Origin of the sequence: Kordiimonas sp., from assembly GCF_048264555.1 — a bacterium.
Classification (GTDB): domain Bacteria; phylum Pseudomonadota; class Alphaproteobacteria; order Sphingomonadales; family Kordiimonadaceae; genus Kordiimonas.
Map to the genome: position 1 here is coordinate 90,595 of NZ_JBLXCX010000006.1, position 17,065 is coordinate 107,659.

The 17,065-nt window shown below is 54.4% G+C and carries 16 protein-coding genes; 8 read left to right on the plus strand and 8 right to left on the minus strand.

The window, feature by feature from the left end; translation table 11 throughout:
• Nucleotides 1-13 precede the first annotated feature (13 nt).
• Nucleotides 14-997, plus strand: a complete 984-nt coding sequence (locus tag ACN0XZ_RS15450; protein WP_417458691.1) for a DUF1835 domain-containing protein — start codon at nt 14-16, stop codon at nt 995-997.
• A gap of 3 nt (nt 998-1,000) precedes the next feature.
• On the opposite strand, the gene kynU is transcribed toward ACN0XZ_RS15450, so the two are convergent.
• The 3 genes from kynU to kynA are packed head-to-tail and all read right to left on the minus strand — an operon-like array spanning nt 1,001 to nt 3,737.
• A complete protein-coding gene (gene kynU, locus ACN0XZ_RS15455; protein WP_417458692.1) occupies nt 1,001-2,242 on the minus strand; it encodes a kynureninase in 1,242 nt (413 codons plus the stop codon).
• Nucleotides 2,239-2,880 carry an arylformamidase gene (kynB, locus tag ACN0XZ_RS15460; protein WP_417458693.1) on the minus strand — a complete coding sequence of 214 codons (642 nt, stop codon included), beginning with the start codon at nt 2,878-2,880 and terminating at the stop codon, nt 2,239-2,241. Before kynB ends, kynU begins: the two co-directional genes overlap by 4 nt.
• Nucleotides 2,877-3,737, minus strand: a complete 861-nt coding sequence (gene kynA, locus ACN0XZ_RS15465; RefSeq protein ID WP_417458694.1) for a tryptophan 2,3-dioxygenase — start codon at nt 3,735-3,737, stop codon at nt 2,877-2,879. Before kynA ends, kynB begins: the two co-directional genes overlap by 4 nt.
• Before the next feature lie 408 nt (nt 3,738-4,145).
• On the opposite strand from kynA, the gene ACN0XZ_RS15470 reads away from it, so the two are divergent.
• Together ACN0XZ_RS15470 and ACN0XZ_RS15475 are read left to right on the plus strand one after the other, a co-directional pair.
• Complete coding sequence (locus ACN0XZ_RS15470) at nt 4,146-4,799, plus strand: MBL fold metallo-hydrolase (RefSeq protein WP_417458695.1); 654 nt, start codon at nt 4,146-4,148, stop codon at nt 4,797-4,799.
• A 78-nt stretch (nt 4,800-4,877) separates the two neighbouring features.
• Nucleotides 4,878-6,194, plus strand: a complete 1,317-nt coding sequence (locus ACN0XZ_RS15475) for a DUF3667 domain-containing protein (RefSeq protein ID WP_417458696.1) — start codon at nt 4,878-4,880, stop codon at nt 6,192-6,194.
• A 72-nt stretch (nt 6,195-6,266) separates the two neighbouring features.
• Here the strand turns inward: ACN0XZ_RS15475 and ACN0XZ_RS15480 are convergent, their stop codons facing one another.
• The 3 genes from ACN0XZ_RS15480 to sppA form a co-directional block, all read right to left on the minus strand.
• Nucleotides 6,267-6,890, minus strand: coding sequence for an FMN-dependent NADH-azoreductase (locus ACN0XZ_RS15480; protein WP_417458697.1), 624 nt, complete (start codon nt 6,888-6,890; stop codon nt 6,267-6,269).
• 113 nt (nt 6,891-7,003) lie between these two features.
• On the minus strand, nt 7,004-7,405 hold the full coding sequence (msrB, locus tag ACN0XZ_RS15485; RefSeq protein ID WP_417458698.1) for a peptide-methionine (R)-S-oxide reductase MsrB: 402 nt from the start codon (nt 7,403-7,405) through the stop codon (nt 7,004-7,006).
• 2 nt (nt 7,406-7,407) lie between these two features.
• Nucleotides 7,408-9,237: a signal peptide peptidase SppA gene (sppA, locus tag ACN0XZ_RS15490; RefSeq protein WP_417458699.1), complete on the minus strand. Its 1,830-nt coding sequence runs from the start codon at nt 9,235-9,237 to the stop codon at nt 7,408-7,410.
• A 159-nt stretch (nt 9,238-9,396) separates the two neighbouring features.
• Between sppA and ACN0XZ_RS15495 the strand changes: the two genes are divergently transcribed.
• Genes ACN0XZ_RS15495 through ACN0XZ_RS15505 form a run of 3 tightly spaced genes read left to right on the plus strand, consistent with a single transcriptional unit; the run spans nt 9,397 to nt 11,831 of the window.
• The gene (locus ACN0XZ_RS15495) at nt 9,397-10,248 is read left to right on the plus strand and encodes a TIGR00266 family protein (protein WP_417458700.1); all 852 of its coding nucleotides are present in this window, start codon (nt 9,397-9,399) and stop codon (nt 10,246-10,248) included.
• A gap of 8 nt (nt 10,249-10,256) precedes the next feature.
• On the plus strand, nt 10,257-11,390 hold the full coding sequence (locus ACN0XZ_RS15500; protein ID WP_417458701.1) for a sialidase family protein: 1,134 nt from the start codon (nt 10,257-10,259) through the stop codon (nt 11,388-11,390).
• A 21-nt stretch (nt 11,391-11,411) separates the two neighbouring features.
• Nucleotides 11,412-11,831 (plus strand): PaaI family thioesterase, encoded by a 420-nt coding sequence (locus tag ACN0XZ_RS15505; protein WP_417458702.1) that lies wholly within the window; start codon nt 11,412-11,414, stop codon nt 11,829-11,831.
• Nucleotides 11,832-11,838: 7 nt separating this feature from the next.
• Here ACN0XZ_RS15505 and ACN0XZ_RS15510 read toward each other — a convergent pair whose 3' ends face one another.
• Complete coding sequence (locus ACN0XZ_RS15510; RefSeq protein ID WP_417458703.1) at nt 11,839-12,630, minus strand: helix-turn-helix domain-containing protein; 792 nt, start codon at nt 12,628-12,630, stop codon at nt 11,839-11,841.
• Nucleotides 12,631-12,784: 154 nt separating this feature from the next.
• On the opposite strand from ACN0XZ_RS15510, the gene ACN0XZ_RS15515 reads away from it, so the two are divergent.
• Nucleotides 12,785-13,765: an alpha/beta fold hydrolase gene (locus ACN0XZ_RS15515; RefSeq protein WP_417458704.1), complete on the plus strand. Its 981-nt coding sequence runs from the start codon at nt 12,785-12,787 to the stop codon at nt 13,763-13,765.
• Between the two features lie 42 nt (nt 13,766-13,807).
• Here ACN0XZ_RS15515 and ACN0XZ_RS15520 read toward each other — a convergent pair whose 3' ends face one another.
• On the minus strand, nt 13,808-15,133 hold the full coding sequence (locus tag ACN0XZ_RS15520) for an FAD-dependent oxidoreductase (protein ID WP_417458705.1): 1,326 nt from the start codon (nt 15,131-15,133) through the stop codon (nt 13,808-13,810).
• 157 nt (nt 15,134-15,290) lie between these two features.
• Here ACN0XZ_RS15520 and ACN0XZ_RS15525 point away from each other — a divergent pair, with 157 nt between their 5' ends.
• Nucleotides 15,291-17,063 (plus strand): tetratricopeptide repeat protein, encoded by a 1,773-nt coding sequence (locus ACN0XZ_RS15525; protein ID WP_417458706.1) that lies wholly within the window; start codon nt 15,291-15,293, stop codon nt 17,061-17,063.
• Nucleotides 17,064-17,065: the final 2 nt, after the last annotated feature.

Consider the following 17,065-nt stretch of genomic DNA (forward strand, 5'->3'; position numbering starts at 1 on the left):
TTCAGGGGGTGATGTGGCGACACGCTCAAAATCAACGCTTCATATCAGGTGCGGGCAGGATATTGAAAAAGCCTTGCAGGATGCCGGGTTTGAAGGGGATTTCCTCGATTTTTCAGACCCTTACTGCCAGGGGCCTGTACGGCCTTTGCCACACGCGGATTTCCTTCATGAGCGCAGTGATTTTATCGCAAATGCCTATGGTATTGCGCCAGATGAGGTCACCGCCCGGCAAAGCCGCCGCTATGAAGCGCTACGGCATGCGCATGACTATGACAATATAACACTATGGTTTGAGCATGATCATTATGACCAGTTGATCCTTGCTTATGTGCTCAATCATTTTGACAGCCTGAGCAGCCTGCCGGAAATTGATCTGGTTTGTGTGGATGACTATCCCGTCCTGCCACGCTTTACCGGCCTCGGCCAGCTTGGCCCTAATGATCTCAAAGCGGTGTGGGAGAAGCGTCTGCGGGTGACGCAAGACCATATCCGGCTCGGGAAAGAGGTATGGTGCGCGCTTACGATGGCTACGCCCTCAATGTTGGCCACCATCATGCATGACGGTACACCAGCCATTCCGCCAATGGCAGGCGCGATAGACCGGCATCTTGATGAGCTGCCGTCCTCTCGTCATGGTCTTGGTCTCACGGAAACGTTAAGCCTGCGCATTCTGGCCGAGAAAGGCGCTATCACAGCGGGCAAGATGTTTGGGCAATTGATGCTGCGCTATGAGCCACGGCCCTATCTCGGTGACCTGATGTATTGGCATGAACTCGACCGCCTTGTGCGGGGCGGGGCGGCGGAGATTGTTACGCATGGTGCAAGCTTTGCCGAGCATACACTCGCACTTACAACGCTTGGTGAACGCATCCTGATGACCGAGGAAGACTGGCTTGATTATATGCCTGAGCCCAGGTTTGTTGGCGGCGTTGAGATTGCCCCGGGCAAGCCGCACTGGCGGCGCTTCCCCAAAGGTAACCTCAAGCTGGTAGGCTGAGCGTTAAGTAACGCTGCTTTTCGCTTTGTATCTACTGTCTTTCCATGCGTCAGTGCGCAGGATGTCTTCCAGAATTTCAACCGCACGGTACACGTCTTCAAAGCCCAGATACAGCGGCGTGAAGCCAAAACGCATATAATTGGGCGCGCGGAAATCACCAATTACGCCCCGGTCAATCAGCGCCTGCATGACGGCATAGCCTTCCGCAAAACTGAGCGACACGTGGCTGCCTCGGTTTGAATGTTTCTCTGGCGTTACGATGCCAAGGTTAAATTCACTCAGCCGTTCCCGCACCAGCGCGATGAAAAGGTCCGTAAGCGCCAGCGATTTTTGCCGCACCACACGCATATCAACACCTTCAAATGCCTTAAGCGCACTTTCAAAGGCAGAGGCAGCCAGTACGCTTGTGGTACCAACAAGCATGCGGCGGATGTCAGAGGCCGGTTCAAACTCATCCTTGAAATCAAAGGGTGATTGGTGGCCAAACCAGCCGGAAAGGGGCTGGCGCGCTGTCTCAAGGTGCCGCCGGGCGACATAAATGAAGGCCGGTGCGCCCGGGCCGCCATTCAGGTATTTATAGCCGCACCCCACAGCAAAGTCAGCGTTTGCCCTGCCGAGGTCAACGGGTACCGCGCCTGTTGAATGGCTCAGGTCCCAGACCATGAGCGCGCCTTTAGCGTGCGCTGCTTCGGTGATGTCTGCCATATCAAACATATCGGCGGTGACATAATGCACATGCGTCAAGAGCACGACAGCGGTTTTGTCGCTGATAGCGTCCTTGATTTCAGTGCGCTCAACCGTGCGCAGGTGATACTCAGGTCCTAGAAAATCAGCAAGGCCCTGCAACATATATAGGTCGGTCGGGAAATTTCCGGGCTCAGACAGTATTTCTGTACGGCCAGGGTTCATGCGGCATGCCGCCGCCGCCGCCTTGAAGATGTTGACGGACGTGCTGTCTGCCATGATCACCTCATCGGGCCCCGCGCCAATCAGCGGTGCGATTTGCGCGCCCACACGAGAAGGCAGGTTGATCCAGTCCGCCGTGTTCCAGCTTTTGATCAGGTCTGTACGCCACTCCTCGGCAACCACATGCGCGAGGCGTTCCGCCACACCTCTGGGGCTTGGGCCGAGGCTATTGCCATCCATATAGATGACGCCACCCGGCAGATCAAAGCGGTCCCGGATTTCACGGAGCGGGTCAGTGGAATCCTGCTTTTGGCACCAGTCAAGCGAAGTGGGGATCATGAAAGGCTCCTTAAAATGGCACGCACAGGGCTGCCGTCGGCACCTGATATTTTGAGCGGCAGCGCGATCAGCTCATAGTCCCCGACCGGAACATCATCAAAAACGAGCCCCTCCAGTATCGCCATGCCAGCCTTATCAACAGCGAAATGCGCATCAAGCGTTTTGCTGTCCTGTGGGTCGAGCGATGGTACATCAAGCCCGATAAGCTGGCACTCGCGGGCCGCGAGAAAACGAATGGCATCAGCGCTGATAGCCGGAAAGTCAGGGTCCCAACCGTCGTGCGGGAACGACTTAAACAGCTTGATGAGAACACGTTCGGCGACCTCTGGCACTTTGCCGTCCAGGTGGTGCGGTTCAACAAGCTCGCCGGCGGCCACCTCAGATGACAGGTCGATCAGGTGCGCGGGCCCGATATAAGCGTCAAGCTCGGTTTCTGCGCAATCAACGCCCTTGTCGTCGAAATGCAGGCGGCTGTCAGCGTGGCTACCGGTGTGGGTGGACAGGCGAATTGCACTTACGTTGACGGGGCATTCGCCGGGTTCAATATTCCAGGTGCGTTCAAGCGTGAACTCGCTGTCACCGGGCCAGACGGGTATGCCGGGCCGGATGGTCTGGCTGATGTCATAGATGCGGGTCACAGGCTTGTCCTCACGGTCCACAGTTCCGGGAAGAAGCGCAGATCAAGCGCCTTCACGAGGTAGGAAACACCACCCGTGCCGCCGGTGCCCTTCTTATAGCCGATGATGCGTTCAACGGTTTTCATATGCGCGAACCGCCAAAGGTGGAAATGATGTTCGAGGTCCACCAGTTTCTCCGCGAGCTCATAGAGGTCCCAATGTTTTTTGGTATCACGATACACCTCAAGCCACGCGCGTTCGACGCCCTCGCTCGCCTCATAAGGCTGTCGCCAGTCGCGTTTGAGCTTATCGGCCGGGATGTCGAACCCGCGCCGCGCCAATAGCTGTAAGCAGAGGTCATAAAAGCTTGGGGCGTTTAACACATTCTGCAGGCGTTCATAGCGAGCGGGCACGCTTTTATGGGCTTCGGCCATGCGGGCACTTTTGTTGCCGAGGCTGTATTCAATCTCTCGGTACTGAAAGCTCTGGAAGCCTGAGCTTTGCCCCAGATCATCACGAAAAGCGGCGTAATCAGCCGGCGTCATCGTAGACAGGATTTCCCATGATTGTTGCAGGTTTGCCTGAATTTTTGCGACCCGCGACAACATCTTGAACACGGGGCCAAGATTGTCGTCCTTCAGGTGAGCCATGGCCGCCCGCAGCTCATGCAGGCAAGCTTTCATCCACAGCTCGGACGCTTGATGGATGACAACAAATAACATCTCGTCGTGTTTGTCAGACAGGGGCGTCTGACAGGCCAGCAAATTGTCAAGCTTCAGGTAGGCACCATAGCTGATGTCCTGCTGCCAATGAATATCTTCACCCGAGACATCAACCGCTGTTGCTGGGCGGGTGCCTTCGTCTGGTGTTTCGCTCATGGACATTATCCTTCCGGTCGGCAATTTATTTTAGCACTAAACTATGTGGATGCTAGCGCGATCTGGCAACAGTTGCAATGCCAGTTTGCAGCTCAAAGTCCTATCTGTCTTAGTCGACAATATCCACTGCGGTACCAACAGCGGTGGTCGCAACTTTTACAGGTACAGTGACCACAGCGCATGCGCTGACGACAAACAAGGCTGCTACCAGCAAGACTAACGTACGCAAGAGATGTTCTCCAGTAGATGGACGGTTGTGGCCTATAGACGCCTTCCTTGTCGGTATGCCTGAGCAGATTCCCACCATCAAGGCTTTAATTATTTGCCCGGCACGCTACATCAATTCAAAGCTTGAAGGCTGGCGGAAGGGTCGTTTATGGTCTCGTCCGAGCCCTAAGGAGTAGCTGTATGTTAAAAGCCCAGATCGTCCCCGTAACGCCGTTTGCCCAGAACTGTAGTCTGATCTGGTGCGATGAAACGATGGAGGCTGCGTTTGTTGATCCGGGTGGAGAGGCCGACAAACTGTTGGAAGCAGCGAAAAAAGCCGGGGTGACCCTCAAGAAAATATTCCTGACCCATGGGCACCTAGATCACGCTGGTGGCGCGCAGGATATTAGGGAAAAACTTGGCCTACCGGTCATCGGGCCACACAAGGATGACGCTTTCTGGCTCGATCAGATCGAGGAACATGCCGCCCAATACAACATGCCTGGGTTAAGGTGTGTTGAACCGGATGAATGGTTGAACGATGGTGACGAGGTTTCGCTCGGCAATATCACCATGCAGGTTTTGCATACACCGGGGCATACGCCCGGCCATGTCGTCTTTTTTGAACCGAAACACAAGGTTGCCTTTGTGGGCGATGTGCTGTTCAAGGGATCGATCGGGCGGACAGATTTTCCGCGCGGTAACCATGCTGACCTGATCAACGCCATCACAAGCAAGCTCTGGCCGCTTGGCAATGACATCACATTTGTGCCGGGCCACGGTGCTCTCTCTACCTTTGGGGCAGAGCGGCAAAGCAACCCCTATGTAGCGGACAGGGTACTCGCACGGGGCTAATCTTGCCAGGAACTGAGTCTCCTAAGAGCTAGCCACATAAAAAAGCCTTTGGTATAAGGGCTTTATGGGGAGGGCTTGATGAAGAGACTTATCAGGAAATGGATCGTACTTCTTAAACGCAGGCGGTTGCGGCGTGAACAAAGGAAGCGTGGCGACCACAAACTGGTAGCCCGCGAGATTCAGGAGGCTGGCCTCGGCTGTAGTAATTGTGGCGCAGAGCTTACCGGGCCTTTCTGCCATATTTGTGGCCAGCGCGATGATGACTTCAAACGACCGTTCTGGTCTTTGCTGCGTGAAATCCTCGATAATGTATTCTCAAGCGATAGCCGTCTGTTCAAGACGCTGTTCCTGCTGGTGTTGGTGCCGGGCGGGCTAACACGTGCGTTCACTATGGGGCGTAGGGCACAGTTTGTGCCGCCGCTTAGGCTTTATATCACTGTTTCCATTATGTTTTTTGTCATCCTGGCAATCGCGGATGTCTTGATTCTCGATATTAATGTGACACCCCGCCCGAATACCGAAGAAGCTGTTGAGGCTAGAAAAGAGGCGGTGAAGGACGTTCAATCGGCCTTAAGGGATATGGGCATCTCTGATGAAGAGGAGGAGCCGGAAGAGGCGCCAGCCGCCCCGCCTACAGCAGAAGATGCCGTGGAGGGTGCGGATCAAGAACAGCCGAACGCATTAGCTGACGAACAAGGCGCCTTGGTGCGGGAAAAGCTTAAGGAAGCGCTGGCCAAAGAGGGGGATAAAATTCCGCCCGAAGCCCGCAAAAAGCTTGAAGAGATGGCTAACGACCCTGAGGCGCTTACGGTAAAACCGCCGTCGACAGATGAGGCAGATGTGGATTTTGATCTGCCGTATGACGTTGAGGTTGATATGTTTGTGCCCAATGACGATGAGGATCGTGAGGGCTTTAAACAGGAAGATATCAACAGGGTCCTTGATGACCCTTCTGTGCCGGATTTTATCAAGGATGTTACCAAGGGGTTTGCGCGGGCACTTCAGCAACCCGAGGCGTTTAACCGCCTGTTCAACGAATGGCTGCCGCGTGCGTTATTTGTTTTGCTGCCTGTTTTTGCGCTGATCCTGCGTGCCTTCCATTGGGGGAAGGAGCGATACTATCTGCATCAACTGGTGTTCTCGCTTCATTTCCATAGCTTCCTGTTCCTGCTGCTGACAGCACTCATTATCATTGTACCACTTTATGGCAGTGATTTGGGGGCTGGGCTATTCTGGTGGGGTACATCACTCTACCTGATTATTGCGCTCAAGGTCGGGCAGGGGCAGGGGTTTCTGCGCGCCTTCGTTAAGGCTGGCTTCATTTGGGTCAGTTATTTTTTCGTCATGATGGTGGTGATCGGCTCTGCAGTGCTGTTTGGACTAAGAGAGCTTTAAAGCGCGAATACGCATGCACCGTCGGCCTTTCGGACGACGGTGCTATATGCTCACACTTCAAAAGGGATGAGGCTACGCGGCTTTCTTAAAGCTTGTGAGAGCGCTTGTGAGCTGTGTTTCGGCGCCTTTCAGGCTGGCATCCGCGTCAATGGCAGTTTTATCTGCCGCGATGACGGTGACATCCGTGATGCCGATAAAAGCGAGCGCATGTTTGAGGTAAGGTACCGCGAAGTCGATGGCGCTTCCGACTTCTGTGCCGCCTGAGGCTGCAAACAGATACGCTTTTTTGCCTGTCAGCAAACCTTGCGGGCCGTTCTCAGTATATTTGAAGGTAACACCGGCGCGAGCCACAAGGTCAATCCACGCCTTCAGGGATGCAGGGATGCCAAAGTTGTAGAGCGGTACGCCGATTGTGACCACGTCCGCAGCCTGCAGGTCAGCGATCAGGCTATCAGAGAGGGCGAGCTTCTCTTTCTGGGCGTCGGTGCGTTGATCGGCCGGGGTGAAATTTGCGCCAATCCATTCTTCATCGACGAAGGGCAAGCCTTCCGCCGTGTCGTGGCTCAGGGTTGCGACATCTTGACGGGTAGCAAGTGTGTCGATGAAGCGGTTGGTGAAATCGCGGGAGATGGAGCCGCTTTTGCGGGCGCTGGCGTCAACGCGCAATACGGTGATGTGATCTTGGGTGTTGGTCATTTCAAATTCCTTTCAAAGCGTGATGCTGTTGAAAGGAATGTATGATCGTTAGAATGAAACGGTAGCTGCCTAAAACCCTACCCAGTGTTGCGTTTTATGGAACGCGAGTGTGGTTAGTCTTTCGGCAGCAAGTTCAGCGAGGCGGAATTTGTGCAGTAGCGTAGGCCTGTGGGCTTGGGGCCGTCAGGGAAAACATGCCCTAAATGGCTGTCACAGCGGGCGCACAGTATCTCGGTGCGCACCATGCCGTGTGTGGTATCCACCTTCTCGCTGACAGCATCATCGTTTATAGCAGCCCAAAAACTTGGCCAGCCGGAACCGCTATCGTATTTGGTTTCGCTGGAAAACAGGGGCGCGGCGCATGCGGCGCACACATAGGTGCCTGGTGTTTTGGTGTTCCAGTACTGGCCACTGAAAGGTGGTTCTGTGCCGCCGCAGCGGCACACCTGGTATTGCTCGGGCGTCAGTTCACTGCGCCAGTCGTCATCCGTTTTTGACCGAACATCCTCGCTCATCTTCAGCGTACCTTACAGACGAAACAAACAGCATATTTACCCATGGGGTCGTTGAAGTTGAGGAAAAGCTCGGCTTCTTCCTTCAATTCAAGCGCTGTTTTAAGGACAGGAGACATCTGGCCGGTGAACATGTCATTTGTGTTAATACCGATGGTGGAATTGAGGAGATCAGCCACCATTTGCTCAAACTGATCAGGATGGTCGCGGTAGAACACAAGCTGGTAGCTGTCAACGCCGGCGGCACGGGCGGCGGCCTGCACGGCATCGTCAAACTCACCCAGATTGTCCACGAGGCCTAGTTCATGGGCGGTTGAACCTACCCACACTCGGCCTTGCGCGATTTTATCCACATCTTCCGCAGACATGTTGCGACCTTCGGCCACTAGGTTGATGAACTCACGGTAGCCGTATTCGATCGACTGCTGAATGATGTCTTTTGTTGCATCATCAAGTGGCCGTGCGGGGTTGAAAGCGCCCGCGAGCGGCGAGGTGCCAACACCGTCGGCATGAATGCCGATCTTGTCCAGCGTTTTCTCAAACGTTGGTACAATACCAAAAATGCCGATAGAGCCGGTGATGGTGCTAGGCGCAGCCCAGATTTCATCGGCAGTTGCTGAGATCCAGTATCCACCAGACGCAGCTACGGGGCCAAAGGAGGCAATAACCTTAAGACCTTGCGCCTGCGCGGCCACAAGTTCCTGCCGGATTAGTTCTGACGCAAAAGCTGAGCCGCCTGGGCTATCCACGCGCAGCACGATGGCGGCGGTGTTGGGGTTGTTGCGGGCGTCCCGGATATAGCCAACAACGGTTTCGGCGGCTGTCACCGTGATGGGGCCATCCCCCATGACGATTTCACCTTGTGCAGTGATAACGGCAATCTCATTACCGCTGCGTACCGGGCGATCAGTCGCGGCAAGGTAGGTTTCAAAATGGATTTGGTTAAAGGACTGGCCATCTGGTGTTGAGCCATATTCATCCATCAGTTCCTGCCGCCACGCCATACGGGGCGCCAGTTCGTCCACCAGGCCAGTATTGAGCGCGAGTTTGGCGAAATCGCCTTCCGCTGCCCGCAGATCGTCCGGTACACGGGCAAGGGCGGCGGTCAAGGCGCCGTTTTCAAGATTGCGCGCGCTGGTGACAGAAGTTTCATATTGCTCCCACAGCGTGCCGAGGAACGCCATGTTGGCTTCCTTGGCAGCAGGCGACATATCGTCACGAATGAAAGGCTCAACAGCGGCCTTATAGGTCCCAACGCGGAAGACATTCACGTTGGCCTCGATCTTGTCGAGCATGCTTTTGAAATACGTGGGGTAGTAACCAAACCCCGTGAGCAATACACCGCCACCCGGGTTCATGAACACTTTATCTGCCTGGGCTGCAATCAGATACGTGCTTTGACTATAGGACGTGGAAACAGCATATACTTTTTTCCCGCTTTCCTTGAACTTGCGAATACCGTCGGCAATGGTGTGCAAATGGCTTTGCGCGGCGCCAGAAATGGAATCGGTCAGGATCGCGAGGGCTTTGATCCGGTCATCATTTTTTGCCCGCTCCATCGCCCGCAGAATGTCATGAATGCTGGTTTGGGGTGGTGTGCTGTTGAAGTCTGAAAAAACAGCTTCCAGCGGGTCTGGATATTCCACCTGTTCCACAATCGCGCCATTTGGCCACAATACGAGCACAGCGCCATTTGGCACTGATGGCCGTGTTTCACGGTTGCTGGCGGCATAAAGGCCAAACAGCATGAAGATGACCAAAAGGCCAAGGGCTGTTGTACCAAGCCCCTGAATGAACGAAAAAATGGATTTTACTATAGCCCAGACGCCTTTCATGGCAGCCCTTTCCAAACCTTGAAAAAAGATGGCAACATGCCTTCATTAGATAGAAGGTGCGACGCAGTTCGGTCCTCGTCAAGAGGGGATGCCGAGATTGTTAGCGTCTACCCGTGATTTATACCAATGATCTATAAACGACAGTATTAGGGGGAAACTATGTCATCACACATTCCACAAGTGCCAATTAGTCGTCATCGCCGCAGCGCAGGTGTTAACGACGATATCGATTATGAGATCAAGGGTGCGGAGATGCAATTTGTCGAGGTTGAGCTGGACCCAGGCGAATCTGCGGTGGCTGAAGCTGGCGCCATGATGTTCAAGGCGCCTGACGTGAAAATGACCTCCGTATTCGGTGACGGGTCAGGGCAGGACGGTGGTTTTATGGGCAAGCTGTTGGGGGCAGGCAAGCGCCTGATCACTGGTGAAGGGCTGTTTACCACCGTTTTTACGCATGAAGGAGTAGGCAAGGCTCGTGTCGCTTTTGCGGCGCCTTACCCGGGCAATATCATTGCGCTGAAGCTCTCAGATTATGGCGGGAGGCTGATATGCCAGAAAGATAGTTTCCTCGCCGCCGCGCGTGGTGTGCAGGTTGGTGTGCACTTTCAGCAAAAGATTATGACTGGTCTTTTCGGCGGTGAAGGTTTCATCATGCAAAGGCTTGACGGAGACGGGTGGGCGTTTGTGCATATTGGTGGCACCATTATTGAAAAAGAACTGAAGGCTGGTGAAGTGCTGCATGTTGATACAGGATGCCTGGCGGCGATGACCGCTGGTGTTGATATGGATATCGAGCGTGTTGGTGGGGTCAAATCTATGATCTTTGGTGGCGAGGGCGTTTTCTTTGCCCGCTTGCAAGGGCCGGGAAAAGTGTGGCTCCAGAGCTTGCCTTTCAGCCGCCTCGCGGGCCGCATATTCGCATCCGCCCCTCAGGCAGGCGGAAAAGATCGAGGCGAAGGCTCTGTCCTAGGTGGCATTGGCCGCATGATTGACGGGGATAACAGCTTTTAGGGTAAACTATGGCCATTCGCATTATCGAGCACCGCACGCTTTACCGTGATGATCACTTCTACAGCGCGTTTCCTGCAGTTCTTGCGCTGCCATCTGGCGATGTGCTGCTGGCCTTTCGTCGGGCACCAGACCACCGCTGGCTTTTGGGGGATGCGGCAGACAAAGAGCTGAATGCCGTGGATCATGTGCATTTCCGCTCCCACATCGCAATGGTTCGGTTCGACGAGGGCTTGGCGGTAAAGCGTGAGGCTTATTCCTTACCCAGCTACCCCGAGGCGGGGGATCAGGATGCGAACCTGTTCCTCACTTCATCAGGCCGGCTTCTTCAATATGGTTTCCTTTGGTACCCCGTAACCTATGAGATTGCCGAGAAGTTAAAAGAAATGGGACGGGCTGGTCCTCTGATGGCTGATCGTTACGGCGCAGGGTATATTTATTGGGCCAGCTATAGCCGGTTTAGCACTGACGAGGGGCATAGTTGGTCAGACCATAAGCTGATGCCCCGTGACCCTCTGATAAAGGCAGGGCGGGATGCATTTTCGCCCTATAGTTCAGCACTCAGGGGGCGGATGGTTGAGCGCTCAGACGGTTCGCTTCTGATGCCTGCTTACAATGGAAGCCTCTCTGGCCATGACCTTCCCGCAGTTCGTTTTTTCCAGTCATATGACGGTGGGATAAATTGGGAAGTGAAAGATACTTTGATCTCGCTACCAGAAATTTCGCTGGCAGAACCCGCGCTCGCACAGTGGCCTGCCGGTGCGTTAACCGTGTTCAACCGCACAGGGCACAATGATGATCATCTTATCACAGCCACCTCGTTTGATGATGGGGAGACATTTTCAGCCCCCGAAAGTGTTGGTATAAAAGGACACCCCTTTGACCCGCTTGTCCTGCCCGACGGGCGGTTGTTCCTCGTTTATGGCTATAGGCACGACCCCATGGGCGTGCGTGCGCGCCTTGTGGAACCTGGTCAACGTCTTGAAGATGCAGAAGAACTGGTTCTGAGGGCAGACAGCGCCAGCAAGGACGTTGGATACCCGTCAGCAACGTTACTGTCGGGTGGTCAAATCCTGATAGCCTACTATATTGCAGATGAAAGAGGCGTTCGCGGCATTGATGGAACGCTGGTAGCAATCGACTAAGCTAACATGGAAGGACCGCCTGTGGCGCTTACCGCTGAAGACCTGAAAGCAAGAGGTTACCGCACCTGGGGTGATGAAGATCCTTTTGAAAACCTGGTGGCCCCTTTTTATTTCAAGGAAGATGAGAAGGAAATCGTTTGCGCTTTTGTCTCTGAACGCAAGCATTGCAATGGGCATGGCATGCTACATGGCGGCCTGTTGATGACCTTCGCCGATTTTGCTCTTTTTGCCTTAGCTCGGAAAGAACTGAGTGGCCCAACAGTGACGGTAGGCTTCAACGCCGAGTTTGTTTCCGCCGGTCTTGAAGGGCAACTTATTGAGGCACGGGGGGAGGTGGTGCGCTCTACCAAATCCTTGCTGTTTGTGCGCGGCGAAATTTTCTCTGGCGATACCACCATCTTGACTTTCAGCGGCATTTTGAAACGCGTGCGCGGCCAGTAATACGGCATTAATGCGCGAGTGCGTGGCATTTCTGGGCTGTAGTGTCATCTACGGGGAAAAGACATTCGATCCTGATCTCGGCAAGGGTGATGTCGCGCGGTGTCCCGAACGTTGAGATCGTTGAGAAGAACGCGAGCGGAGACCCTTTGTCGTCGAAATGAGTGGTGAGAAGCGGTAGCGGCGTGGCCCCCGGTTTGCGGTGCTGCCATTCTTTGGGTACGTCAGGGTAGGACATTATCTCAGCCAGCAAAGCCTTTGCTCGTGCGTCATGCGGAGAACCTGCAATGTCGCTTTGTAAATGCTGGAGCAGATCACTGGCTACATCTTCCCAGTTTAGCAGAAATGGCCGCATATCGGTGGGGTCGAAGACCTGATGCAATATGTTGCCGTGTTTTGCACCGCCACTTCTCAAGTGCGCGAACAGACGCCCCGCCGCATCGTTTGCCATTAGAATGTCCCAATAACGGTCGATGACAAAGGCGGGGTAGGGTTCCTGTTGTCTCAAGATGCATTCTATAGCTTGCCTTACCGGCGCAATCTCATCGTCCATTAGGTTGATGCGGCTGTATTTGGGTGCAAAACCGGCTGCGATTAAGAGTGCATTTTGCTCACGAAGCGGGATTTCAAGCGCATCTGAAAGGCGCGCAAGTAATGCCGGGCTCGGTTGTGATTTGCCCGTTTCCACAAAACTGAGATGGCGTGTTGAAACGCCAGCGTCTAAGGCCAAGTCCATCTGGCTAAGGTGTCGGCTCATTCGCCAGTCGCGTAACAAGGCACCAACATGAGCATAAGGTTGCATGGTTCACTCTCATTCTGCTTTCAGTCGTCTCTGGTAAATCATACTGATCAACTGATAGAATACCATGACCTCTCACGTCATTGATTTCATGTCTTTGTCTTCGTCATTTTCGCCCTCAGCAGGCAGTCGCCTGAATGCAGATCGGAGATAGAACATGAGACGTAGACAATTTTTAAAAGTGGCGGGTGCTGCCATGGCTGGCGTGACCATCGCAAATGCGACAGGACGGCATTTATTCGCGGCCGGAGGAGAAGGGGGTGAGCTGGAGTATACCGCAGAGCATTATACCAAAATGCGGCGCTATATGCCAACAAGCTTTGGTCGGATAGCTTATCTGGATGAGGGCGAAGGCGATGCAGTTCTTTTGCTGCACGGGTTCCCACTCAACAACTTCCAATGGCGTGGCGTGATCCCCAGGCTGGCGGGCAGTCGGCGGTGTTTGGCGCCGGACTTTCTTGGTCTCGGTTATAGTGAAGTGGCCGCAGGCCAAGGGGTTACGCCTTTTGATCAAGTTGAAATGTTGGCTGCGTTTCTGGATGAGCTTGGTGTTTCATCGGTGGACCTTATAGCAAATGACAGCGGTGGCGCTGTGGCGCAGATTTTTGCGGTGAGATACCCGAGCCGGGTGCGCAGCATTCTGTTTACCAACTGCGATGTGGAGCCAGACAGCCCGCCACCTGCACTTGAGCCCGTGATCGAGATGGCGCGAGAAGGGACTTATCCTGATATGTGGCTGGTGCCATGGTTAAATGACAAGAATCTCGCGCGCTCAAAAGACGGCTTGGGGGGCTTTTGTTACAGTAAACCGGGTCATCCGACAGATGAGGCGATTGATATGTACCTTGGCCCGCTGGTGGAAAGTGAGGCGCGCAAGGCGCTCACAAATGCCTACACGCTTGGGCTGACACCTAACCCTCTTGCCGGGATCGAGGCGGAACTTCGCAAGTTAGAGATGCCGGTGCGTATCATATGGGGCATGGCAGACGATATTTTTGCGAAAGAAAGCCCGGATTATCTCAACCAGGTTATGCAGAACTCGCGCGGTATTCGCCGGTTGGAGAGTGCCAAACTTTTCTTCCCTGAAGAGTATCCAGAGGTGATCGCTGAGGAAGCCCTGAAACTTTGGCAGCTATAGCATCTTGCCGCTGAGAGTGTGATGGTTTGCGCTTTCGCACTCTCAGCTTTCTGCAATGCGGACCATTTCACTTACATCAACCAGCTTTTTGCGCGGCGCCCCTGCGGTTGCGCCCGCTTCTTCGCGCGCTTCAATTTTTTTCCAGGTCTGGAACGTCACGATATGTAGATCACGTTCTTGAACGATCTGATCAAGGCCAGCACGACCTGATTTGCCGGATGGGTGTACCTCGCCCAGAATCTCCTGTGCGACCTCAACACCGTCCGGTTTGTTGGTGCCAATCGTGCCAGTGGGCCCCCGTTTGGCCCAGCCAACGCAATACAGGCCATCTGCGATGCGCCCGCTCTCGTTTTCAAAATGCCCGTATCGTTCACTGTAGGGTACATCTGGTATAGGGCTGGTGCGGTAGCCAATGCACGGCACAACGAGCCCGGCGGGTAGTACTTCAGTAACGCCAGTGCCGACACATTTTCCGTCTTCTACCTTTGTTTCTTCAAGCCGAATGCCGCAGACACATTTGTCACCCAGAATGGCCATCGGTCGCCGATAAAACTGTAAATGAAGGCGGACTGGCTTTGCATCTGGGCTGTTGGTGGCCATAGCCCGCATGGCGGCCATGTTTTTCTTGGCGGCGCCTGAGAGAGAGCTGTCGATGGATGCGTCAGGGAGTTGGGTGCCATCCACCAGTGCGACGCAGTTCTCAAGCTGATTTAACTCGCCAAGTTCTTTTGGGGTAAAGCTCGCCTCAAGAGGGCCGCGCCTGCCGAGGATATAGATATCCCTTATGGGTGCACCGTGGATGCGGCCTGCCGCATGGTCCGCTAGGTCAGACGTTGCCATTTCACTTGCCGTTTTTGCCAGAACTCGTGCCACATCTATCGCCACATTGCCGTTGCCGATCACCGCAACAGACGCAACGCGCAAATCAGGCTCAAGGTCTTTATAGTCAGGGTGCGCATTATACCAGCCAACAAAAGCTCCTGAGCCTATAACACCGCGCAAGTCCTCCCCCTCTATGCCGAGCGGACGGTCTTTTCCGGCGCCTGTCGCGAGGACAACGGCGTCATAAAGGTCGCGCAGTTCCGCAAGCGTAATATCGCGTCCAAGGGACAGATTGCCAACGAACCGTACGTTATCCCGCTGGTTGGTTGCTTCATACCGGCGAGATACATTCTTGATAGACTGATGATCCGGGGCGACGCCTGCGCGGATCAGCCCGAAGGGGGTGGGTAGGCGGTCAATGATATCAACGTTAACGGGTCGTTCGGTGCCTGTCAGAGCTTCCGCGGTATAATACCCGGCTGGGCCAGCACCAATGACCGCAACATTCAAGGTGCCTTCACCGTTTAGAGCGCCGTTTTTGCCCATATATCCCTCCCTGATTTAAACCTAGCATGCCACGGATCAAACTTTTCGCCAAGTCGGGTCAGGGAAAGCTGGTGGCAGGCTATGCACACTATGCTAAACTAAAACCTCAAGGAGTGTTGAGGTTTGCCAATCGCAAAATCAACTGACGGGGGAAGTCATGAAATCTCTATTGCCACCATTTGCCTTACTCGCTGCTTTTGGCGGGTTTTATCTTTCGCAAACTCTGGTACCTGCGGACGAGGCCAGGCCTGTGCCCTACGCCTTTAACCCGGCGGAGGTCAGGCAGAATATATGCGGCCCGGTGGGCACCAAACGTGGTACGCTCTTCCGCCCAGATGTAGCACATCTTCTCTCGAATGCTGCGTTTGCTGACGAGGCTTCCGATGAAGATGTCCCCCTCATTGAGGGGCTGGACAGCCGTGACTTCCCAATCTCAAGCGATGTGGCGCTCACGCGGGCGTATTTCAGGCAGGGTTTCGCATTGCTATATGGGTTCAACCATTGGGAGGCTATTCGCGCCTTTAAAAAAGCTCAGGAGTTAGACCCTGAGTGCGCCATCTGTTATTGGGGCGAGGCCTATGCTCTGGGCCCGAATATCAACGCGCCCATGGATGATGCGGCAAACGTTAAGGCGGTTGCGGCCATGGAAAGGGCCCACAGCCTTCGCCGCAATGCCAATGAACGGGAAGCGAGGCTTATTGATGCCTTGAGGCAGCGCTACAGTGCGGACGGGCACCTTACCCGTAGTGAGCTAGACAAGAAATACGCCGATGCCATGGCGAGGCTGGTTGAGACCTATCCAAACGATCAGGATATCGCGACGCTGTATGCTGAAGCATTGATGGATACCTCACCATGGGATTATTGGGAGCGGGATTTCACCACCCCAAAGCCCCATATCCAGACCGCGATCGACATGATCGAAAAGACGCTCGCGACCAACCCCGATCATTACGGCGCCATTCATCTTTACATCCACCTGTATGAAGCAAGCAGTATCGCCACCAAGGCCGAACCTTATGCGGACAAGCTCGCGGGCCTTGCGCCAGGGGCGGGGCATCTTGTGCATATGCCAGGGCATATCTATTTCCGCATTGGGCGATATCTGGACAGCTTGGAAACCAACATCAAGGCGGTCGCTGTTGATGAGGCCTATCTTGCAACCACATCCGGCTCTAACCTTTACCGGTTCGGGTATTATCCTCACAACGTACATTTTGTGCTGGTTTCCGCCCAGATGGCGGCTGATGGCGCGGCGGCGCTAGAATATGCAGCCAAGCTGGATGGTTTGATTCCGCTTGAGGTCTTGCGGGAAGCCGCGTGGATAGCACCGATCAAGGCAGCTCCTTATTTTGTGTATGCCCAATTCGCGAGCCTTGATGAAGTGCTTGCACTCCCTGATCCCGGGGATGATTTTCCTTATATCAAGGCGATGTGGCACTACGCGCGCGGCACCAAACTGGCAGAAGCCGGGGATGAACGTGTAGAGACAGAAATCGCGGCAATTGAAGCTCTTTTGGCCCACGAAGGTGTCAAGAACGCGGGCATACCTGCAGTTGCTATCCTGACTGTCGCGCGGGACATCATAGAAGGTCGCTATCTGATGAGCCAAGGTCAACATGAGGAGGCCGTGACGCTATATGAAAAGGCCGTCGCCGGGCAGGACAGCATGGGTTACACCGAGCCGCCTTTTTGGTATTACGCGGCAGAACAGAGCTTGGGAGCGGCTTATTATGAAGCTGGCAGATATGAGGACGCAGAGAATGCGTTTAAAGCCAGCCTCGTGCGGCATCCTAACAGTGCATGGTCTCTGTTCGGGTTATGGCAAACCCAGATGAAGCTTGGGCGGGACGGCGAGGCCGCAATGACCAAGAAGCTGCTTGAACGGGCAAGCCATAATAGCGAAAACGTGCCGTTTAATAAGCTATAGGC